The sequence below is a fragment of the Vibrio sp. D431a genome (assembly GCF_030248655.1).
Lineage (GTDB): Bacteria > Pseudomonadota > Gammaproteobacteria > Enterobacterales > Vibrionaceae > Vibrio > Vibrio alginolyticus.
The window spans coordinates 26,948-48,675 of the sequence record NZ_JAHGAP010000033.1; the positions used below are offsets into that span (position 1 = coordinate 26,948).

Annotated in this window: 18 protein-coding genes; 15 read left to right on the top strand and 3 right to left on the bottom strand. The window is 46.1% G+C overall.

Features of this window, described 5'->3' with window-relative positions; translation table 11 throughout:
* Positions 1-11 precede the first annotated feature (11 nt).
* The 8 genes from mmsB (at position 12) to KJB35_RS24635 (ending at position 9,066) form a co-directional block, all read left to right on the top strand.
* On the top strand, positions 12-917 hold the full coding sequence (gene mmsB, locus KJB35_RS24600; protein WP_053307783.1) for a 3-hydroxyisobutyrate dehydrogenase: 906 nt from the start codon (positions 12-14) through the stop codon (positions 915-917).
* Positions 918-1,027: 110 nt separating this feature from the next.
* Entirely contained in the window at positions 1,028-1,786 is a 759-nt protein-coding gene (locus KJB35_RS24605; protein ID WP_213906892.1) for an SDR family oxidoreductase, read from the top strand.
* 799 nt (positions 1,787-2,585) lie between these two features.
* Positions 2,586-3,467, top strand: coding sequence for a ubiquinol oxidase subunit II (gene cyoA / locus KJB35_RS24610; RefSeq protein ID WP_005388604.1), 882 nt, complete (start codon positions 2,586-2,588; stop codon positions 3,465-3,467).
* 5 nt (positions 3,468-3,472) lie between these two features.
* Positions 3,473-5,509, top strand: a complete 2,037-nt coding sequence (cyoB, locus tag KJB35_RS24615) for a cytochrome o ubiquinol oxidase subunit I (protein ID WP_005375781.1) — start codon at positions 3,473-3,475, stop codon at positions 5,507-5,509.
* Positions 5,499-6,101, top strand: coding sequence for a cytochrome o ubiquinol oxidase subunit III (gene cyoC / locus KJB35_RS24620; RefSeq protein ID WP_005375782.1), 603 nt, complete (start codon positions 5,499-5,501; stop codon positions 6,099-6,101). The genes cyoB and cyoC overlap by 11 nt, the downstream gene beginning before the upstream one ends.
* Complete coding sequence (gene cyoD, locus KJB35_RS24625; RefSeq protein ID WP_005375783.1) at positions 6,101-6,412, top strand: cytochrome o ubiquinol oxidase subunit IV; 312 nt, start codon at positions 6,101-6,103, stop codon at positions 6,410-6,412. The genes cyoC and cyoD overlap by 1 nt, the downstream gene beginning before the upstream one ends.
* Complete coding sequence (gene cyoE, locus KJB35_RS24630; protein WP_165401665.1) at positions 6,373-7,287, top strand: heme o synthase; 915 nt, start codon at positions 6,373-6,375, stop codon at positions 7,285-7,287. Before cyoD ends, cyoE begins: the two co-directional genes overlap by 40 nt.
* A 672-nt stretch (positions 7,288-7,959) precedes the next feature.
* Positions 7,960-9,066 (top strand): NADH:flavin oxidoreductase, encoded by a 1,107-nt coding sequence (locus KJB35_RS24635; protein WP_171345438.1) that lies wholly within the window; start codon positions 7,960-7,962, stop codon positions 9,064-9,066.
* Positions 9,067-9,146: 80 nt separating this feature from the next.
* On the opposite strand, the gene KJB35_RS24640 is transcribed toward KJB35_RS24635, so the two are convergent.
* Positions 9,147-10,037 (bottom strand): LysR family transcriptional regulator, encoded by an 891-nt coding sequence (locus KJB35_RS24640; RefSeq protein ID WP_268208323.1) that lies wholly within the window; start codon positions 10,035-10,037, stop codon positions 9,147-9,149.
* A 155-nt stretch (positions 10,038-10,192) separates the two neighbouring features.
* Between KJB35_RS24640 and KJB35_RS24645 the strand changes: the two genes are divergently transcribed.
* From KJB35_RS24645 to KJB35_RS24675, 7 genes are all read left to right on the top strand, one after another.
* On the top strand, positions 10,193-10,591 hold the full coding sequence (locus KJB35_RS24645) for a RidA family protein (protein ID WP_005375789.1): 399 nt from the start codon (positions 10,193-10,195) through the stop codon (positions 10,589-10,591).
* A 73-nt stretch (positions 10,592-10,664) separates the two neighbouring features.
* Positions 10,665-12,125, top strand: coding sequence for an aldehyde dehydrogenase family protein (locus tag KJB35_RS24650; RefSeq protein ID WP_053349978.1), 1,461 nt, complete (start codon positions 10,665-10,667; stop codon positions 12,123-12,125).
* 69 nt (positions 12,126-12,194) lie between these two features.
* The gene (locus KJB35_RS24655) at positions 12,195-13,184 is read left to right on the top strand and encodes a membrane dipeptidase (RefSeq protein ID WP_053303711.1); all 990 of its coding nucleotides are present in this window, start codon (positions 12,195-12,197) and stop codon (positions 13,182-13,184) included.
* 109 nt (positions 13,185-13,293) lie between these two features.
* Positions 13,294-14,895 carry a BCCT family transporter gene (locus tag KJB35_RS24660; protein ID WP_115386696.1) on the top strand — a complete coding sequence of 534 codons (1,602 nt, stop codon included), beginning with the start codon at positions 13,294-13,296 and terminating at the stop codon, positions 14,893-14,895.
* 101 nt (positions 14,896-14,996) lie between these two features.
* A complete protein-coding gene (locus KJB35_RS24665) occupies positions 14,997-16,733 on the top strand; it encodes a hypothetical protein (RefSeq protein ID WP_169644561.1) in 1,737 nt (578 codons plus the stop codon).
* Entirely contained in the window at positions 16,730-17,461 is a 732-nt protein-coding gene (locus KJB35_RS24670) for a DUF3726 domain-containing protein (protein WP_025767672.1), read from the top strand. Before KJB35_RS24665 ends, KJB35_RS24670 begins: the two co-directional genes overlap by 4 nt.
* Before the next feature lie 142 nt (positions 17,462-17,603).
* A complete protein-coding gene (locus KJB35_RS24675) occupies positions 17,604-17,981 on the top strand; it encodes a nuclear transport factor 2 family protein (RefSeq protein WP_104976614.1) in 378 nt (125 codons plus the stop codon).
* Between the two features lie 82 nt (positions 17,982-18,063).
* Here KJB35_RS24675 and KJB35_RS24680 read toward each other — a convergent pair whose 3' ends face one another.
* Both KJB35_RS24680 and KJB35_RS24685 read right to left on the bottom strand, forming a co-directional pair.
* Positions 18,064-19,059, bottom strand: coding sequence for an ABC transporter substrate-binding protein (locus tag KJB35_RS24680; protein WP_268208333.1), 996 nt, complete (start codon positions 19,057-19,059; stop codon positions 18,064-18,066).
* A 141-nt stretch (positions 19,060-19,200) separates the two neighbouring features.
* Positions 19,201-21,435 (bottom strand): hypothetical protein, encoded by a 2,235-nt coding sequence (locus KJB35_RS24685; protein ID WP_136976438.1) that lies wholly within the window; start codon positions 21,433-21,435, stop codon positions 19,201-19,203.
* Positions 21,436-21,728 lie beyond the last annotated feature (293 nt).

The following is a 21,728-nucleotide window of genomic DNA, read 5'->3' on the forward strand; positions in this document are numbered from 1 at the left end:
GGAGAATGATCATGAGTACCATCGCATTTATCGGTTTAGGAAGAATGGGGCATCCGATGGCGCAAAACTTATTAGCGTCTGGATTTAACGTGCAAGTATTTGATGTCGATAGCGAAGCGGCAAAGCAACTTGCACCTTTTGGTGCGGTGGTGGCGAGCTCTATCGAGGAAGTCGTGGATGGTGCAAGCACGGTCATCACGATGCTACCAGCAGGATCTCACGTTCGTTCCGTGTATCTTGGCGACTTACACGGCGGCGTAGGTGTCCTCAATCTTGTCTCGCCAAGTACCTTGATGATTGATTGTTCAACCATTGATCCGGACTCTGCGCGATTAGTCGCCAATGAAGCGGCAAATAAACGCGTGTTGTTTGTCGACGCGCCCGTTTCGGGGGGCGTTGCTGGCGCTAAAGCGGCGACATTAACCTTTATTGTTGGTGGTTCGGATCAAGCGTTTTCTAAAGCCAATGCGATTTTGCAGTATATGGGAAAAAATGTTTTCCATGCTGGCAAAGCAGGCGATGGTCAAATGGCGAAAATCTGTAACAACCTTATGCTCGGCATTTTAATGTCTGGTACGTGCGAGGCATTAAACCTAGGTATCGATCATGGACTCGATCCAAAAGTGCTATCAAACATCATGCTGCAAAGCTCTGGCCGAAATTGGGCATTGGAGCTTTACAATCCTTGCCCAGGCGTGATGGACAGTGCGCCAGCCAGTCACGATTACCAGCCGGGCTTTATGAGCAAACTCATGCTAAAAGATCTCGGCTTGGGGTTAGATGCGGCGTTACAAACACATTCTTCGGTTCCGATGGGGTCGTTAGCGCGCAACTTATATTCTTTCCACAACGCGAGCGGCCACGGCGAGCTCGATTTCTCAAGCTTATTTGAGTTATACAAGAGTAAGAAAGGCTAGACCGAGTTTTGTGACAAACCAGCCCGAGATGGTGACCTAAAACGCGCATCATTTCGGCCAACTTAGACTAGTTGAGATAGAGAACATTACGAGCTATGGAGTGCACCAATATGGACATAAAAAGTAGTGTTATTGCCATTACAGGAGCAGGGCAGGGGCTTGGGCAAATGATGGCCATTACCCTTGCTCAAGCTGGCGCTGATTTAGCGTTGTTGGATGTAAACGCCAGTGGCTTAATGGAAACACAAGAGCAGTGTCGAATGCTGAGTGCGAAAGCGTTGACATATCAAGTGGATGTCACCAACGAAATCGATGTTGAAACCACGTTTGAAGCGATTATCCAAGATTTTGGTCAACTCAATGGGTTAGTCAATAACGCTGGCGTGTTAAGAGATGGGTTACTTGTAAAAGCAAAAGATGGCGTGATCAGTAAGATGTCTTTGGATCAATTCAATTTGGTCATGAACGTTAACGTGACAGGAACATTTTTGTGTGGGCGTGAAGCTGCCGTCAAGATGATTGAGAGTGGCTCCCGAGGCGTTATCATCAATATTTCTAGTGTTGCGAGAGCAGGGAATATCGGACAAACCAATTATTCTGCATCTAAAGCGGCGGTCGCGACCATGGCGACAACATGGGCTCGTGAGCTCGCAAGATACGGTATTCGCGCGGCGGCGGTTGCACCAGGTGTAGTTCATACCGCGATGGCAGAGCAAATGAGACCCGAAGCCATAGAGCGACTAGAAAAGATGATCCCAGTTGGCAGGATGGGCGAAACAAGCGAAATCGCGCATGCAGTAAAATACATTATTGAGAGTGATTACTTTACTGGCAGGGTTTTAGAAGTGGATGGCGGCATTCGTATGTAAGTGACCACTGAAATAAGGCTCTGATAGACCTGAATAATAAGTCTCTTTCCATTTCAACATTTTCTATGTTGTGGAGTGCTAATTCTGCGCAACCCAAATGTATTTACAACTTATGTTTGGATTTACCTTGAGAATGATTTCTCACAATCCAATAAAGAGATGTAAATACCACTCAAATATTAAGTGAAATCATTAATTTGATGTTGATCACACTTTTGATTTTTTAGCTTCCGCTTCTCATTAAGGCTATCTGCGTAAATGAAGTTGATAGTCAGTCTCATCAATTTTTAGTTTCAACTGTTTGTTTTTAAATAATTAATTGTTGAAGCACGAGAAATTCGTGTTGAGGTTAATATTCTATTTAAAGTGTGTAACTTCCATTAATGGAAGGTTAGTTTCCAGTTGTGGCTAATGAGCTTTAACTTTTTACTCCTCATAATGCGCCAAATGTAACATAGTGTTTCAAAGTGTAACAATAAACTCACACTAAGAGTGTGGTTTTGATCTCCACTCAATTCCGTTTTGTTTCGCTCTGAGCCCGACGTTACTCATGCTCAACACATAAACATTCTAATGACTATAACAACTGGTTCTTGGCTTGATACCAATCGTATCGTAGCAAATAACGGTTCATCCTAGCTGGTAAAATGCTTGATGACGAAGTTGAAAAAATTGTAAGTAGAATAACTACTTATCGAGGTTTTTTCTTGTTCTCATACATTACCTCTGCGCTATTTGTGAGCTCTTATTTACTTTGATTGGCATCTGCTTTGAAACCAGACAACCATCGAGAAAGTTAATGGAAGCCTCAAGATATAAACGCATCTTGTCGAGGGGAAGTTTGGCGTCCGTCATACTTATGCTCTCAGGATGTAATTCAGCTTTACTTGACCCCAAAGGTGCCATTGGTGTGCAAGAAAAAGAGTTAATTATTACTGCTCTTTTGCTGATGTTGATCGTTGTAATCCCTGTGATTTTAATGACGATTTACTTCGCTTACCGATACCGCGCCTCTAACACTGAAGAAGAGTACGCACCCGAGTGGTCACACTCGACCAAAATCGAAGTGGTGGTATGGACAATTCCAATCATCATCATTGCGATTCTTGCGACGATCACATGGCGTTCGACTCATGAACTAGAGCCATCCAAACCTTTGGAAAGTGATGTTAAACCAATGACCATCGAAGTGGTGTCACTCGATTGGAAATGGTTGTTCATCTATCCAGAAGAAAACATTGCGACGGTGAACTATGTGGCGTTCCCGAAAGACGTGCCAGTGCAGTTCAAACTGACTTCGGACAACATCATGAACGCGTTTTTCATCCCTCGCTTAGGTACACAGATCTACGCGATGCCAGGCATGGTAACCAAGCTCAACCTCATAGCGAACCACGAAGGTGACTACAAGGGTTTTGCATCGAACTACAGCGGCGAAGGCTTTTCGCAAATGAAGTTCACAGCTTCAGCAATGTCTGATCGTGCTGCGTTCCTAAATTGGGTGCAGAAAGTGAAGGCGAGCCCTGATCGTATTGAAGATTGGGAGCAATACAGCTCACTGGCAGCGCCAAGTATCGCAGAGCCAGTCACTTTGTTCTCTAGCGTTCCTCCGTTCTTGTTCACCGACGTTGTGACTCAGCATCCTGGTTCAATGAACTGTTTGCCTGAAAACCAAGGATAATCGTAATGTTTGGAAGATTAACTCTTGATTCAGTTCCATTCCACGAACCTATTATTGTCATCACCCTAGCGGTTGTGGCGCTGGTTGGTTTAGCCGTAGTTTACGCGGTGACCAAAGCCGGAAAGTGGCAATATTTGTGGAATGAATGGTTTACTTCAGTAGACCATAAAAAACTTGGCTTCATGTACATCGCAGTAGCGATGGTGATGCTTGTTCGTGGTTTTGCTGACGCAGTCATGATGCGTAGTCAGCAACTCCTTTCTTCTGCGGGTGAAGCAGGTTACTTACCACCGCATCACTACGATCAAATTTTTACTGCCCATGGCGTGATCATGATCTTCTTCGTAGCGATGCCATTGGTCATTGGTCTGATGAACATCATCGTGCCATTGCAGATTGGTGCGCGTGACGTAGCTTTCCCGTATCTGAATAACTTGAGCTTCTGGCTGTTTGTTGTAGGTGTCATCCTAACAAACATGTCTCTCGGCTTAGGTGAATTTGGTCGTACCGGCTGGTTGGCGTATCCGCCGCTTTCAGGTATTGAGGCTAGCCCAGGAGTCGGGGTCGACTATTGGATTTGGGCGCTGCAGATATCAGGTGTTGGTACGACGTTAACAGGCGTGAACTTCTTCGCGACCATTTTGCGTATGCGTACACCGTCTATGCCAATGATGAAGATGCCAGTTTTCACTTGGGCGTCTCTGTGTGCAAACATTTTGATCATCATTTCATTCCCAATCCTAACGGTGACTATCGCTCTGCTTACGCTGGATAGATACCTAGGCATGCACTTCTTTACCAATGATCTTGGCGGCAACGTAATGATGTACGTCAACCTGATTTGGGCTTGGGGTCACCCAGAAGTGTACATCTTGATCTTGCCAATTTTTGGTGTGTTCTCAGAAGTCACCGCAACCTTCTCACGTAAAAAGTTGTTCGGTTACACATCGCTAGTTTGGGCTACCGTAGTTATCACGATTCTTGCCTTTGTCGTTTGGCTACACCACTTCTTTACGATGGGGTCTGGCGCGAACGTAAATGCCTTCTTCGGTATTGCCACGATGATCATTTCTATCCCAACAGGGGTGAAGATCTTCAACTGGCTATTCACGATGTACAAAGGCCGCATCCGCTTTACGACGCCAATGATGTGGACGGTGGGCTTCCTTATCACCTTTACTGTTGGTGGTATGACGGGCGTACTAATGGCTGTTCCGGGCGCAGATTTCGTTCTGCATAACTCAGTATTCCTTATCGCTCACTTCCACAATGTTATCATCGGTGGTGTGGTGTTTGGATGTTTCGCTGCGATCACTTACTGGTTCCCGAAAGCGACCGGTTTCACCATGAATGAAACTTGGGGCAAACGCGCGTTCTATCTTTGGATTATTGGTTTCTTAATGGCGTTCTTACCGCTTTACGCGCTGGGCTTCATGGGGATGACTCGTCGTTTAAGCCAAGACATCAACCCAGAATACTTCCCACTGTTGTCGATTGCCGCAGCAGGTACGGTTGTGATTGCGCTGGGCGTATTGTCTCAGTTCATCCAAATTTACGTGAGTATCCGTGACCGCGAGCAAAACCGTGATCTAACTGGTGACCCGTGGGGTGGTCGTACTCTTGAGTGGGCAACATCGTCTCCACCGCCGTTCTACAACTTTGCGCACCTACCAAAAGGTGATGTGCTGGATGCCTTCTGGTACCAGAAACAAAGTGGCGAGTTCGATCCAACTAAAGAAGTGGAATACGAACGTATTCATATGCCAAAAAACACGGCAACAGGCATCTACGTGTCGGCTTGGTCGCTCCTATTTGGCTTCGGCATGATTTGGTACATCTGGTGGCTAGCGGCGGCAAGTTTGGTCGGTATTATCGTGACGTGTATTCAGCATAGCTATAACGATGATGTGGATTACTACGTGGAAGTTGAAGAGATCAAAGCAATTGAGGCTGAACGTCGAGCTCAGCTTGAAGAAGCGAAGAAAAACTCAGTGAAAGACAGCGAAAGTAAAGATGATCTGGAGGTGACGTATGCAAACTAATATCGCAGCACATCACGACCATGATCACCACCATGACACGAATGGCAACAAGCTATTTGGCTTCTGGGTTTACCTGATGAGTGACTGTGTATTGTTTGCGACCTTGTTCGCGACTTACGCTGTGCTGTCGAGCAATTCAATTGCGGGCCCAACAGGTAAAGACATTTTCGAACTCCCATTCGTGTTTGTCGAAACCATGCTGCTGCTGTTTAGCAGTATCACATTTGGTTTTGGCATTATCGCGATGAAGCGCAACAACGTTGCTGGTCTCAAACGCTGGATGTTAGTCACGTTCGCGCTTGGTCTTGGCTTTATCTGTATGGAGGTCTATGAGTTCCATCACCTGATTGAAGAAGGCTATGGGCCACAAACAAGTGCATTCCTGTCGGCATTCTTTACGTTGGTTGGTACGCACGGCCTGCACGTAACCTTTGGTCTGATTTGGTTAGCGGTAGCGTATCATCAACTGTCGACGAAAGGTCTGAACGACAATATGGCAATGCGCTTTAACTGCTTAAGCCTATTCTGGCACTTTCTAGATATCGTTTGGATTTGTGTCTTTACCATCGTTTACTTACTGGGGGTAATGTAATGGATCAACATGTAGAAACCAGTTCGTCAGATTACGTGAAAGGCTTTATTGCCTCACTGATTCTGACGGTAATTCCGTTCTACTTTGTTTGGACGAAATCATTACCAGATACAACGACCTATGCGATTCTATTTGGATGTGCATTAGTGCAGATATTTGTTCACTTTAAATACTTCTTGCACATGGAAACAAAAACATCCGACGGACGTTGGAACCTTGTATCACTGATGTTTACCGCCATTGTTGTACTTATCCTTATCGCTGGCTCGGTATGGATCATCTACAACATGAACGTCAACATGAAGTTGTAGGTCAAGGTATGCTGAAAAGTTATTTGTCTATCACTAAACCGGGCATTATTTTCGGCAACCTGATTTCTGTTGCGGCGGGGTTCTTCCTCGCCGCAAAAACAGAACCAGCCAGTCTAATGCTGTTCGTTACGACGTTAGTTGGTGTTGGGTTAGTCATCGCTTCAGGTTGTGTGGTGAATAATATTTTCGATCGTGATATCGACCAGAAGATGGCACGTACACGAAATCGTGAAACAGTGAAAGGCAATATCAATATCGATATTGCGTTTGTTTATGCACTTGCTTTATTGCTGGTAGGAACCGCACTGTTATTTATCCGAGTGAACCCACTATCCGCTGTCGTCGTGTTGCTTGGCTACGTGTATTACGTGTTCTTTTACACGATGTGGTACAAACGTAACTCGGTGTATGGAACCTTAGTGGGAAGTATCTCAGGCGCAGTTCCGCCATTGGTGGGTTACTTAGCGGTAACAAACTTCATTAGCTTGGAAGCGATTTTACTCTTTACCATGTTCTGTCTCTGGCAAATGCCGCACTCGTATGCCATTGCCATGTTCCGCATGCAAGACTACCGAGAAGCCGGGATTCCCGTATTGCCACTTAAAGAAGGCATTCATAAAGCGCATCGACACATGAAAGCGTATGTCGTAGCGTTTGGAGCAGTATCGTTGGGGTTATTTTTACTAGGTGAAGCAGGGTATGAATACTTAGCAGTTGCAGCGGTTGTTTGCTTTATGTGGACGAAAGTGACCTTTCGCAGCATTGATGACAACAACTACATCGCTTGGTCAAAGTCGGTGTTTAAAGTCTCACTGCTAGTGGTGATGGGGATTAGTGGTGTGCTTGGCGTCGAGTTGATTCCTCTAGCTCTGTAACAACCAAACCTAAGCGTTTGCTAAGCGCCAATATCTTTTGCTGCTGAATGCATGAATGACCTTACCTAGAAGTAAGGTCATTTAACTTTCTATTGTCCTTTATTTTCCCTGTTTTTCCTGTTCCTCCTCTAGCTTCACTATCACGTATTCATATCTAAAAGCAAAAACAACCAGTGTGTAAAACATAGTAGATCGCGCGTTTCCGCTGACTCGTAATAATGTCAAGAGATAGCGACGATTAAGCTAAAAAGTATAAACAGCGCAATAACTCTACTTACCATATGAGAATTCAATATCGATAGTTTGTAATGTAAACATTTGGGGGGAGTGCTAGTTCCCATAGCAGCATACAAACTAACAATGTGAATGTTTGAGTTGAATCACCAGCTAGCGAAATACAAAAGTTTTACGACTGAAAGTAGGTGAGGAAGCATCTTAGCTCCAGTGAAATGAACACGATTAAGAATCATCTTTTTACATAATCTAAAAACTCACTAAACATTAACCCAGATTAAAGTTTTGTCGTCTCCGAGGCATTAAGGTGCGCCTGTAGTTTGCAGGTCTCAAGGATTCAGAGAAGGAACAGCCATACATCGTGTATCGCTGTTCCTTTTTCGTTCTTGTTTACTTGCGAAAAGATAAAACATAAAGACAACTTTAAGAGGACTGGTTTTGAGCATTTTGTTTTCCGAAGCCCGCATTGGCAACATGATCCTAAAGAACCGTTTTGTGCGAAGCGCAACGTGGGAGAACATGGCGACCGAAGATGGTCACATGACGGTAAAGCTTTACGATATTTACGAAACGCTTGCGAAAGGGGAAGTTGGGCTTATTGTCACGGGTTATGCCAATATCGTTGAAGAAGAGAAACCCAACGCAGGTATGATGGGGATCTACAACGACTCTTTTATTGAAGAATACAAAAAGCTAACAGAGCTAGTACATCAACAAGATTCTAAAATCGTGATGCAAATTGCTTACGGTGGCACCAAAACCACCCATAACGTCGGTGAGCGTGTCATCTTCGCTCCGAGTGACGTGCCTGAGCGTGGTACAAATACGCAAGGCAAAGCGATGACAAAGGACGAAATAGACTACATCGTAAAGGCATTCGCATTGGCGAGTAAACGTGCTCAAGACGCTGGTTTTGACGGCGTAGAGATTCATGCGGCGCACACTTATTTAATTAACCAGTTTTTAAGCCCGTACTATAATCGTCGAGAAGACGAATATGGTGGTGACTTAGAAAATCGCATGCGCTTTCTTTTAGAAATTTATTCTGAAACCAGAAAGCTGGTTGGAAGCGAATTTCCCATCCTCGTAAAACTGACGGCAACAGAGTTCTTTGACGGCGGTTTAACGTTCGATGAAACTCGCGTCGTCTGTAAGAAACTTGAAGAAGTAGGCGTTGATGCGATCGTCGTGTCTGGCAATATTCACGGCAAAGCAAACGAACTTGTTGGTCAAACGTTCGATGGTTACACACTACAAGAAGAAGGTTACTTTCACGAATATGGTCACGTGATCAGTCAGGACGTTAGCATACCGGTGATTACTGTCGGCGGGCTGAGCGACATTGATGCGATTGAGAAAATTGCAGAAAACACAGATATCCAATTTTTTGCTGTGTCACGCCCTTTATTGGCTGAGCCGCAGTTGATCAAACGTTGGAAAGAAGGCAATCGCGCACCAGTAGATTGCGAACGTTGCTCAAAGTGTCGTACCAAGCGTGGTAACTTTTGCGTGGTGTATAAGAACCGAAATCGTCGCAAAAAATAAAACGAAGCGACTACACAAATACAAATTAGCCTCCACTCTGAATATGGAGGCTTTTAATTATCCGCATGTTAATCGAACCATTATTTATCTTCTTTTTGATAGTTTAAATAATGCACACAAAGATCGTGAAATGCTTTAGCTTGAGGCGAGATCGTGCGATCGGTTAACGTAAATATACCAATTTGCCTTTCAAGTGGTGGATCGATAAGCGGAATCCAAACCAAGCGTGTTTCATTGGTTGGGAAAGCAAGCTTCGGTAGGGTCGTGACACCAATCCCAAGTTCTAAGACAGAAAATAGCGAAGTAATATTTTCGACCGAATAGAGCGCTTGCTGACTCAGAGCTCTTGCTGGGGTTGGATCTAGAAGTGTACAAGTGCCGTTACGGATAAAGGGTTGTTCCAACAAAGTTTGCCACTCGATTCCTTCTGGATGACTCGCAATAGGGTTGTCCTTTAAACACACCACGCCTATTGGATCGGCTAACAGCGGCGTAAAGTCAATGCCGCCCTCATCGAGGTGAGAGGGGTTACCGAGCGCTAAGTCGACTTCACCGGAGAGTAAGCGAGCCTCGACGCCCGCCGCGTTATCATCGATCAAGCTTACTTCTACATTTGGATACTGCTCGCAAAAGGCACCCAACACGCTCGGGATGAGTTTCGCTGCAACAGAAGGAACGCTCGCAATTCGCACTCTCCCTTGCTGTCCGGCCGCGGCAGCTTTGAGATCGTTGTCCAGCGCACTGTAGATATTGAGAAACTGAACCACTTTGGGCAGACAAACTTCACCAAACGGGGTCAATTTGGTTTTGTTTCCGGGTTCAAACAGCGTTTGCCCTAGAATTTTTTCAAGCTCTTTTATCGATGTGGACAGTGCCGCCTGAGAACGATTTGCACGATGTGAAGCGGCTCGAAAGCCTCCTTCCTCGACTACCATCACAAAATGCATTAATTGTTGAAGCTTAATACTCATCCCTAATGCCTCTTAATCCCTTTATTTACGTTATTTTAAATAGAGTGATAAGTTTAATTTATCAAATGTCAAAAATTTACCGTTAGATTTATCGCCTGTCAATGTGCATCATTTAACCATATTGAAACAAAGCTGTTACAAAGGTTGAAAGGCACGTGAATACTCCTACTAAAAAACACCCAGTTAAAACCAGTCTATTTGCTTCTAAAGCGCCGCTTGAATGGGCGATAGTCAACAACGGAACCCTGTATACGGCTCAAATTCCTATTGATGACACAGGCGCGGTTGTGGAAGGCGGTATCGAAGCACAAACACGTCAAACCTTTAACAATCTCATTCACACCCTGGAGTGTGCAGGGGAGTCTTTGGACTCGGTGTTGCAGGTCCTGATTTATGTGACCGACAGAGAATACTTAAAGACCGTTAACCAAGTGTACGCGGAATATTTTGAAGCGCCGTACCCAAATCGCGCCGCCATGGTGGTTGCAGGGTTAGCGCGAGAAGAGATGTTGGTGGAGTTTGTCGTCTACGCGTCGGCAAGCCAACCAGAATAAATCCAATAAGAACAATTAGAGATCAGTGAGTGGGTGGCTTGCCATCACAAATCGGAAGAACAAGGAAAGAACCATGACTTTTATTAACAATGTTCAAGCAGAAAAATCCCTCTATATAGCGGGTGAGTGGCAATCGGGCATGGACACCATCGCCAATATTAACCCTTCTGATATCAGCGAAAACATTGGCGATTTCGCACAAGCGAGTGTGTCGCAAGTAGAGCAAGCGATTCAAGCGGCTAAATCAGCGCAGCCAGAGTGGGAAAAAACACCAATCGAGCGCAAGCAAGCAGTGCTACAAGCGATTGGTGATGAGCTCATTGCACGATGTGACGAATTGGGCACCTTACTTTCGCGTGAAGAAGGTAAGCCATTTGCTGAAGGTCGAGGTGAGATATACCGTGCTGGCCAATTCTTCCAATACTTTGCTGCTGAGGTTCTGCGTCAAATTGGCGATAACGCTGCTTCCGTCCGTCCAGGTGTCTCCGTTGAAGTTACTCGTGAAGCCGTCGGCGTTATCGCCATTATCTCTCCTTGGAACTTTCCAACAGCAACAGCGGCTTGGAAAATCGCGCCAGCACTTGCGTTTGGTAACAGCGTCGTCTGGAAGCCTGCCAACCTAACCCCAGCAAGTGCCGTTGCGCTGACAGAGATTATCCATCGCCAAGGTTTACCTGCCGGCACGTTTAACCTCGTTTTGGGTAGCGGTTCGCAAGTCGGTAATACCCTTATCAATTCGAAGGATGTGAACGGCGTGAGCTTCACTGGTTCTGTGGACACAGGCCGTAAAGTTGCAGCGGCAACGGCACCAAATTTTGTGCGTTGTCAGCTAGAGATGGGTAGCAAAAATGCGCTCGTAGTGGCAGATGATGCAGACATTCAAATTGCCGTTGAAGCGACAATCGCAGGCTCATTCTCGGGTGCAGGTCAAAAGTGCACCGCGTCTTCTCGTCTTGTGGTTATGGACGGAATTCACGACGCGTATGTTGAAGCGCTAATCAAACGCATGAGCGAATTAAAAGTGGGTCACGCACTGGAAGAGGGCGTATTCATGGGTCCTGTTGTTGATGGTAACCAGCTGAATGCGAACTTTGAGTGGATTGAAAATGCACGCCAAGCAGGCGCGGAGCTGGCTTTCGGTGGTGAGCGTCTGAGCCTAGAGCATGACGGTTACTATATGTCACCAACCCTGTTCTTGAACACACAAAACAGCTGGGAAGTGAACCAAGAAGAAGTCTTTGCACCAATGGCAAGCGTGATTCGCGTTTCTGATTTGGATGAGGCGATTGCAGTCGCGAACGATACGCGCTTTGGCCTGACAGGCGGCATTATCACGCAAAGTCTGCGCAATAGCGCGATCTTCAAACAGCAAGTCCAAACGGGCTGCGTCATGGTTAACTTGCCAACTGCGGGTACAGATTATCACGTCCCATTTGGTGGCCGTAAAGAATCTAGCTTTGGCCCTCGTGAGCAAGGGCAGTACGCCAAAGAGTTCTACACCGTGGTGAAAACCGCTTATCAGCGCCCTTACTAAGAACAGCAGGGTAGCTGATGGTGTCAGTTACCCGCACTGAAAGGCTAAGAAATTGTTTAAGGAGTGGTTATGTACCAACAACGGATTGTGATTGACGGATTGCAGTACTGCAATTGGGATCGAGAGTATTTCCAAACGCTTAAGGCGAGTGGCATTACCGCCGTTCATGCCACTATCGTCTACCACGAAACTGCGCGCGAAACCTTAACGCGTTTTGCTGAATGGAACTTGCGCTTCGAGCAAAATGCGGACCTCATCATGCCTATTTATTCAATGGCAGATGTAGAAAAAGCCAAAGCAGAAGGCAAAGTCGGCATCTTCTTCGGCGCGCAAAATTGCTCACCTATCGATGATGAAATTGGTCTGATTGAAGTGATGCGCCGCCAAGGTCTGCTGATCATGCAACTGACCTACAACAACCAAAGCTTACTGGCGACAGGTTGTTACGAACAAAACGATTCCGGCGTAACTCGCTTTGGTAAGCAAGCGATTGAAGAGATGAACCGAGTCGGGATGATCATTGATATGTCCCACAGCGCGGAGCGTTCGACGTTGGAAGCTATCGAGCTCTCTTCGCGTCCAATTTGTATCAGCCATGCTAACCCGACGTTTGCGCATGACGCACTGCGCAACAAATCCAACACCGTGATCAAAGCACTGACGGAGCGCGGTGGTTTGATTGGATTCAGTTTATATCCATTCCATTTGCCAAATGGCAGCCAGTGCACGCTGGATGATTTCTGCCAGATGGTAGCGAAAACCGCAGACATGTTTGGCGTCGACCATTTAGGTATCGGTAGCGATTTGTGCCTAAATCAGCCGCAACAAGTGTTGGAGTGGATGCGCAACGGTCGTTGGTCAAAAGCGATGGATTACGGCGAAGGTTCAGCAAGTAACTCGGGATGGCCAGATGCGCTGCCATGGTTCTGCGGCAGCGCAGGGATGGAGAACATCTACAACGGATTAATGGGTCACGGATTCAGTGAATCTGAGGCTGGAAAAATATTGGGTGAAAACTGGTTCAACTTCCTTAAAGAAGGATTAGAGCCTATTTCATAGCATTCCCCAAAGTAGGAACCGCCTGCCCACATAATAACAATACGGCAGGCGTAAAACTCACATTTGTAGCCAGTCTTTGGCTGCTGCAAAGAACCTCTGGAGCCAGAGTATGTCTGATTTAACCAATAGCATGAAAGCTTCCACGATGAACGTGTCATCGGGCAAGTCGAAAGCAAAACACAACACATCAACAACAGAAAACACGACGGACAAATTAGGACTGAATAACCCGGCCTTTTGGTATAGCGGTGGTTTCATCGCGTTGTTCGTTGCTATTGCACTTTATGACGGCGAGCTGTTATCTACGATCGTTAACGCTGGCTTTGGCTGGGCAGTTCAGGTATTTGGTCCATACTGGCAGTTACTGCTGCTTCTCACTTTTCTTATTGGTCTTGGCTTGGCTGCAGGGCGAACAGGCAAGGTGATGTTGGGCGGGATTGCAAAACCAGAAATGGATTCTTTCCGCTGGATGGCGATTATTTTCTGTACCTTATTGGCTGGTGGTGGCGTTTTCTGGGCCGCGGCTGAGCCTATCGCACACTATGTTAGCCCACCCCCTTTATACGGCGCGCAAGATAACCCGCAGCAAGGTGCGGTGAATGCGTTGTCGCAATCCTTTATGCACTGGGGCTTTCTGGCTTGGGCGATTGTAGGTAGCTTAACTTCGATCGTGGTGATGCACCTGCATTACGACAAAGGTTTACCACTAAAACCCCGTATTTTGCTTTACCCAGTCTTGGGCGAACGAGCACTTAAAGGCCAACTCGGTGCATTGATTGACGCGTGCTGCATTATCGCGGTAGCCGCAGGCACCATCGGGCCAATTGGGTTTCTAGGCTTGCAGGTTAGCTACGCGTTAAATGCGCTGTTTGATATTCCTGATGGCTTTACCACTCAGCTTATCATCATCTTGTTTGCGATTGCTCTTTACACCTTGTCAGCACTCAGTGGATTAAGCCGAGGCATGCAACTGCTTAGTCGTTACAACGTGATTCTGGCAATGGCATTGATGGTTTACATCCTGTTTTTTGGCCCTACGAATTTTATCTTTAACGGATACATTCAAGGTGTAGGAAGCATGTTGGATAACTTTATCCCAATGGCGACTTATCGCGGTGACGAAGGTTGGCTAAGTTGGTGGACAGTATTTTTCTGGGGCTGGTTCCTGGGTTATGGTCCGATGATGGCAATCTTTATTGCGCGTATTTCCCGTGGTCGAACTATTCGCCAAGTTATTTCCACCATCAGTATTGTGGCTCCGTTAACCACCTGTTTTTGGTTCACGATTGTGGGCGGCTCAGGTCTTGCGTTTGAAATTGCTGAACCGGGTAGCGTGAGTGCGGCGTTCGAAGGCTTTAACCTGCCAGGTGCTTTGCTTGCGGTGACTCAGCAACTACCAATGCCAATGCTGACTTCAATTCTATTTCTGATTTTAACCACGATCTTCATCGTCACGACGGGCGACTCAATGACCTACACAATCAGTGTCGTGATCAGTGGTGAAACGGAGCCGAATGCGATCATCCGTACCTTCTGGGGAGTAATGATGGGTGTGACGGCATTGATCCTGATTTCTCTTGGCTCTGGTGGCATCTCTGCACTGCAATCTTTCATTGTGATTACCGCGGTTCCGGTTTCGTTGATTCTGTTACCGTCACTTTGGAATGCGCCGCAAATCGCAATCAAAATGGCGAAAGAGCAAGGGCTATAACAATTATCTAATTCAAACAACGTGGAGCTTGTGCGGGTGTTTTCCTCCTGCATCCGCACAAACCCTAGTATTCTTACAATAACAAATAGGTGGTGAGCAAAATGGATGCACATCGTTCTACTTATACGGAAGCAACTATGCGCGATGCAGCGATTGTCATGGCAGCCGAAAGGCTTGGCGCAATGCACCAAAACCGAATCAGCTTTGTTCGCAGTCTGATTCGTAATATGGCAAGCCAAAACTGGCAAGTAACCAAGCATGAGTGGCAGCTTTGTCCTCGTGGTTATGGTCATGTGATTTACAAATTGACCACGCCAGAGCACGTTTATCATTTGGTGGTATTCTGTGATGAAATTGCCGACGACGAGCGTAATGATCGCGTAATTGCTGAAAAGTGGGACGTCACATTTGCACTGGTTCAAGGCTATGTTGATGTTACTTTGTTGGAAAGATTGCGAGAAAATGTACCGCTGCAAGAAGCGGGACGTAATCCAAACAACGTACTTGTTCTTGCTCGCGCAAACAAAAGTGTGCGCGTGTTTGAGCACATTGTTAGCGCGCTTTCTCAAGGCGAGCAGCCTGAGCCGAAAGAATTAGCGGAAGTGGGTTATATCCTGCGTACCACAGCTGTTTATGGTAACGGAAAGTTTGGTATCGCCGACTTCAAACTGTTAGAGAATAACTCAGATTTCAGCCAGTCTTTTAGTGCGCAAATGTGTGCCGTATATATGTTGCGTGAATTCAGCCTAGATTGGGTGCACTATCTGGCACTTCAACAAGGTGGCGACAACGCGGTGGCTTTGCATCGTGGCTTGCAGCGCTACCTTGGTGTCGGTAATGCTACTGGCTTAGGCATGGCTCCATACTTGATTAATCACCCGTGTATTGTTGACCAATGGATGACCTCTCGCGAACGTGCGGTAGCGCGAGTCTTTGCGATGCCGTGTGAAGCGTCGTTCCATGATCCTTTGCAAGGATTGCTGCAAAAAGCACAGCGTCATTTAGAGCAAGTCATCACCATTAATGAACATCAAGACAGGCTCAATCATCAAGCGATAGCAGACATCAAACAACTGCTATCGGAGCTAACAACGTTAATGGCATTACATCCGAACTGGGCGAGTTTGGTCGAGCATAAGAAAACAATGAGTGTGGAAGCCCAAGAAATCCTCACCTCTTGCTTGATCGAACTCTACCCATCTTTAGTGGATGAATTTGCTAGCCAAATGAATACGGATGAAACGTTATCTATTCCGGGCGGGAAAAAGATCCAAGATTTACTGGAAGTGTTGCAAAGCAAGTACCGCTGGGCGATTGATGCGGATTACTCACTAGCCGAGAACAACTACTGGTTCTGGTATCGCTCACAAGATAAAGAAGAGCCAAGGCTTGGTGTTCGCGGGGAAGAGGCTGGAGAAGAAAAAGAACTGCCGCTTGATATTGGCAGACAAGTGAATCGCTTGTACCAGGCCTTGCTTGACTGTGATGTAGAAATGTCCGTAGCAGAGTTTCTATTGCAAAAACCGGCTTATCGTTCGATCACACGTCGCGTATGGACGTTAGGCAACCGTGCGATGGGGGATATTCAAATGAATGTGCTGCGTAAAGATGCGTTACCAATGCACTTACTGCGCTGTAAATTGGCGATCTTTGGTGCGACTAAGTTTGATCCGCGCTCGGATCGTTGGGTTCGAGTAACTTTCTTCCAAGGTGCGCCGTTGTTAGATGAAATTCACGCCCCTAAACTGGCAGACACATGGATTTTCCCTAGCATGCCGCCGCGTGACGAAATTGCGCAAAGTGATAATCAAAAAATCAATGGAGGATTTGCATTATGATCGTCTCTCACAACGAATTGGTGGCCGCGGTTAATAAGGCATTTCTTGGCATGCGCCGTCACTGTGGTGAGGCGGATGTCATTGCGAACATGGTGGCGGACTTGCAAATGGTTGGCTTACATGGAGTTCGCCATTTTAATAACGCCAGTCTGTTTCTTGGGTTAGATTCAGACTGCGCCGTATCGGTGACCAACAGCACACCGTCAAGCATAGAGGTAGAACTGCACAACGGGAGTGTGGCGTGTCATTTACCCGCGGTGTTGGATTTCGCGCTCGAGAAAATGATCAACCGTAAGTCGATTACCATTACGTTGAAACAGTGTCATAACCGTTGGTTGGGTTTCAGTGAGTTGTTGAAGCTCTCTGCGAAAGGCATTGCGTGCCGTGCACAATGGGTCAATGGCTCTAGTCCCAAGCGAACGCTTTATGTGTTAAACCGCGGACGAATCGCACCAGAAGTCTTTTTCTCGGATCAGTTTGATGGGCATGATACGGATTTGCATAGTATGGTTATCGAGCTCTCCGTGAACGATTTCGATATCGAGAAAAGTGCACAAGGATATACCACCCACATTGAAGGCGATGAGTTAAGCCGTACGCAACAAGCTTCTTGGCAAAATGGTATCTTTGTCGAAGACCAAGAATGGGAAACGCTGAAACAAACCGCAACCGCGTTGCTGGTGGAGAACAGTGAGCGTTCTATGCTCGGTGCTGGTGGTGTGGTTTAAGCGATGAAAGGCGATGATTCCAAGTAGAAGTGATGAAGGCTGCTCTTTAGCGGCCTTTTTTGTGCGCGAAGTTTGGTCACTTCTGAAGTTCAAAGACTATGATTACCGTTATCCGCAAGATGGATCAACACAGGTAAGAAAAATGGTTCTGCAAGAGAATAAAAGAAATGCCATTGCGTTTTACGAAACCGCCTATAGAGGTAATCCAAGAAAGGCAGTTGAAGACTACGTAGGTGATGAGTACATCCAGCACAATCCATTAGTTGGAAATGGCCCCGAGGCTTTTATCGAGTATTTTGAGCGGATGCAAAACGAGTATCCCGATAAAGATATTACGTTTGTGCGAGCTATTGCTGAAGGGAATTTGGTGGCACTACACACTCACCAAACATGGCCTAATGATATTGAATACGTGACAATGGATTTCTTTCGTTTTGATCATAATGGGAAGATTGTTGAACATTGGGACGCTCTGCAAGAGATCCCTAAAGAAACATTGAATGGTCACACCATGTATTAACGAGTCGTTGACGAGTCTCCCATGCCGTTTATTCAAACGGTATGGGAGGTTAAATGATTTGTGGCACTCGAAGTATTAATCATCAAAGCGCTTTTTCGATTCTCACCGCGACGTCTTCAGATACCCAGCCTTTCCACAAGTCAGGGTAGGTATTAAAGAAGTAAAACATCGCTTCTTCACCGTCCGCGTAGTTATCTTCCATCCAGGCCAGCATTTCACTCATTTGCTCGTTGGTAAATCCGCGTTTCTGCAAGTACGCGAATGCTTGGGGTTCTTTGCTCGCAAACGCCTCCGTTGTTACTGTGCGAACTGGAGAAGGTGGGTACATTGTTACTTTTGGTGAAGTGCAATCAGGCTGAGTGGTACAGTTGCGATACTCTTCTAAATCTGTTCCGCTACCAAAATCCACTTTGACCATATCATACTTGCCCAATACGGGAGTCGGTGACCAGTAGTAACCAAACCAAGGTATTTTGCGGTCATAGGCTTTAGCGATGGTGCCAGCTAGTGCTGCGCCAGAGCCTGGGTCAACCATCTCAAAGCCGTGCTCACTTAACCCTAATGCATTAAACAAGTGACCGGAGGTGATTTGGCATGTCCAACCAGCAGGGCAGCTATAGAACGCGAACTTGTCATCATCCTCTGGGTGTTCAAATAGTTTGGCGTGCTTGATGACGCCTTCTATCGTCGCGAGTTCTGGATACTGTTTTACCAGATAGGCGGGAACCCAAAACCCTTCTTCACCACCATTGACAAGCGATTCACTAGCGATGCGCAAGCGTTTATCCTCAATCCCTTTATCAAGTGCTTCTTTAATACCGTTTGTCCATAACTCTGGCGCAACGTCAGGCTGTCCCTTTTCAATCATAGAGGTGCCTGTAGGAACGCTATCACCAGGGATCAATTCCGCATCGCACTGGTAGCCTTCATTTAAGACAAATTGGTCGATGTGCGCCATTAAGCTTGCCGAATTCCAATTCATGTCTGCGATGGTTATTTTTCCGCATTCGTCCGCATTTGCATGAGTAGATAATGCTGATAGCAGCAGAACAGAGAGCATTGAAGGTGTCGTCTTCATGTGACTGAATTTCCTTGTCGTTGTCATTTACTTCAGTATATACATCGGTTTATAAAGATTCAGTGAACAAGTTTTTTTCAGTGACGTTGAGCATAAAAACGGCGATTTATGAAGCGTTTGGTGAGAGGGGTTGAAAGGGAGTTAATGTAGCAAGAACACTCCTTCGTAGCCGCCAATCTCAATATGAGAAACATAGTCGCCGATGTTACCGTCTTGATCTACAGGTCGCATAGGCTCTGGAAGCGCGATTGTCATCTTCGGTGAGGTGAAATAATCGATATTCTTGCCAAAGAAATCAGTTCGATACAGAACTCTGCCTTTGGTGAATTCTCGGGCTAACACCATCTCTGTAGGGCCATGCATCACTACCGTATCGTCTGAGTGATACGCAAAGTACGTATGGGTTGGTAACAAATCGATAGAGCCATTGGGCAAGTCAGGATGAGCCACTTTGCTCATAGAAGCATCTCCAATGACTGTGTAATCGGCAGGATAGGGCGTGCTGGTGGACATCATTACCGGAGTCGCCTGATATCCCTCTGGTGTTTGATTGGCAGGCTCTCCCAAATCAACGGCAAGCAAGGTGCTAGGTTGATAAGCAATATTCTTTGGTACGCCTGCTTTCCAGAAGTTGTCACCTGTTGTGTTATTACTTCCATATAAGTAGCCATTGTTCCACTGATTAAAGTAACTGCGCTCAGGGTGATAGTTTAAGTAGAACACCGCTAGTGCAGAGTATTGGTCCTGTTTCCAGTTATCCTCAGTGTTGCCAAAGTATTGAACTCGACCATAACGCGTGGTCGCTTGATAAATCACTTTCTGACCCGCTTTGGCGAGTGCAGAGTTATCCCAAAATTTAGCCAAGCCAGCATAGCCACTAAAGCCGGTAGCAGGGAAAAGGTAGTGCTCGCGCAAGTACAAGGAGCCAGCGTTAACCAAGTGGTTTTGCCCATTACGACCGAATAAGTTTGCCGTACCTATGTTGAGGCCAATTAACGCATCTTCATCCAGCGTTGCCAGTTTATTCAAGAACGCCGAGAATTGCGCTTTGTAAGCATCGTCAGCAGCTTGGCTACCCGCCACCAAACCAAGTTCATCCACTGTGCCTCCGGAATATATGTAGAACTGATTTGCACCGAGTAACTTATTCGTATCGTCGTTGTACGCACCATTTAAACCTTGTTTCGCCCATTCAGCTTGGTAATAGTGGCGCATTGTATTGGTAAAAACGGGATTACCGAGATTGGTCAATGCCCAAGAAGAGGTTTGATTCCACATACGACCAAATGGAATAACCCGTGACTCCCAACGAAATCGGGCCGTTGCATTCTTATTCGAACGGTTTTTGTATTCATTCCAAGAAAGATAATTGTCTTGGTTTCGATCTGCAGATTTGTCGAAGCCACGAATTTTACGCCAGCGTTGAATGGTTTGGCCTTCCGGTGTCTCCGTTGGTGCTCCTGAGATATTGACGGCAGGGAAGCTATTTTTGAGTTGAATGTTTTCGAGACGTGGGCGGTTTTCTATGTTGCCGTCATGCCAAGTAATTTTCGCAAAGTAAAGGCGGCCGCCGTCGCGTAAAAAGGTGGAGCCAAAGTACTGACCGCCACCATAAGTTTTTCCGCTACCATCATGCGTTGTAGCGCGAACCCAATCCGAAGGAACAGACCAGTTTACTGTTTGGTTTTTAGTCATGTTCTCAGTTTTGTCTTTTTTAATCGCGAAGCGTTTCCATTCTGTTACCCGACCAAACGAGTCGATAGCAGAAGGGTATTCAATCGTGAAGCTGCCGCCTTGAGCAAACTGAGAGAACGTAAAGGCTAAGCGGTCGAACTTCTCTGAGTGATAGACATAGAGGGCTCCACCATTATTCGCCTGGCCAAATACATCAGCATCCCATGGCGGTGGTTGATATAGCCAAAAGCCGGCGTGGTCAGCGCTGGCGGTATAGCCAACGATCATCGGTTTTCGATTGAGTAAGGTATTTTCACCATGGCTTGAGTCGACTTCAGCTAGGATAGTGTCTTCAGAAAAGTGGAGAAAGAAATCTTCGTAGTCAATTCCATTCAGTTCTGCTTGGTTACGTATATCGTTTTCCAGCCAACCTGAGTTAAGTTCCAGCTTTTGGTTGTACATGTAACCAAGCGCTTTTACACGCTCGTTATCACTCTTATCTTTGTAAGCTCCAAACACGATATCAGCATGATCCAGTTCCCATTCACGTGTAGCCACAGCAGAGATAGGCTTATCTTGAAGATCAATACCCTGTTCATGCAATCCAGGTAACACGATTGCTGTTCTACTCCAAACGCTGGGTATAGAAAGTAAGCTCAGAGAAGCAAGTGCAATGAGAGAAAAACAATGCGACTTCAACATGGGGTTATCTCACTCATACTTAGATGACTCGAATTAAAGGCCAGAATACAAAGAGAAATTATAGTCCATTCACAAAGTCCTAATCAGGAACCCGCCGATAGAAGGCTTTACCGGAAATCGAGGGGAGCCCGGCAAAAATGAGAAGGTCTGCGTCGGGTGTAGTACGCTCAAAGACTCAAAATTCCGTCTACACAAGCACAAAAGTAACCAGAATTTTAACCTTGTTTCGATTGCCATCATATTGTTGGATTTTCATCAACAATTTCAGTTAAAACCAACTGATTAAACCAGTC

Bases quoted from the DNA above. Each gene is read 5' to 3' on its own strand.
- cyoB (WP_005375781.1), top strand. From the start codon at position 3,473: ATGTTTGGAAGATTAACTCTTGATTCAGTTCCATTCCACGAACCTATT.
- KJB35_RS24605 (WP_213906892.1), top strand. From the start codon at position 1,028: ATGGACATAAAAAGTAGTGTTATTGCCATTACAGGAGCAGGGCAGGGG.
- cyoD (WP_005375783.1), top strand. From the start codon at position 6,101: ATGGATCAACATGTAGAAACCAGTTCGTCAGATTACGTGAAAGGCTTT.
- KJB35_RS24650 (WP_053349978.1), top strand. From the start codon at position 10,665: ATGACTTTTATTAACAATGTTCAAGCAGAAAAATCCCTCTATATAGCG.
- KJB35_RS24640 (WP_268208323.1), bottom strand. From the start codon at position 10,037: ATGAGTATTAAGCTTCAACAATTAATGCATTTTGTGATGGTAGTCGAG.
- KJB35_RS24675 (WP_104976614.1), top strand. From the start codon at position 17,604: ATGGTTCTGCAAGAGAATAAAAGAAATGCCATTGCGTTTTACGAAACC.
- KJB35_RS24670 (WP_025767672.1), top strand. From the start codon at position 16,730: ATGATCGTCTCTCACAACGAATTGGTGGCCGCGGTTAATAAGGCATTT.
- cyoA (WP_005388604.1), top strand. From the start codon at position 2,586: ATGGAAGCCTCAAGATATAAACGCATCTTGTCGAGGGGAAGTTTGGCG.
- KJB35_RS24685 (WP_136976438.1), bottom strand. From the start codon at position 21,435: ATGTTGAAGTCGCATTGTTTTTCTCTCATTGCACTTGCTTCTCTGAGC.
- KJB35_RS24655 (WP_053303711.1), top strand. From the start codon at position 12,195: ATGTACCAACAACGGATTGTGATTGACGGATTGCAGTACTGCAATTGG.
- KJB35_RS24660 (WP_115386696.1), top strand. From the start codon at position 13,294: ATGTCTGATTTAACCAATAGCATGAAAGCTTCCACGATGAACGTGTCA.
- mmsB (WP_053307783.1), top strand. From the start codon at position 12: ATGAGTACCATCGCATTTATCGGTTTAGGAAGAATGGGGCATCCGATG.
- KJB35_RS24665 (WP_169644561.1), top strand. From the start codon at position 14,997: ATGGATGCACATCGTTCTACTTATACGGAAGCAACTATGCGCGATGCA.
- KJB35_RS24680 (WP_268208333.1), bottom strand. From the start codon at position 19,059: ATGAAGACGACACCTTCAATGCTCTCTGTTCTGCTGCTATCAGCATTA.
- cyoE (WP_165401665.1), top strand. From the start codon at position 6,373: ATGGATCATCTACAACATGAACGTCAACATGAAGTTGTAGGTCAAGGT.
- cyoC (WP_005375782.1), top strand. From the start codon at position 5,499: ATGCAAACTAATATCGCAGCACATCACGACCATGATCACCACCATGAC.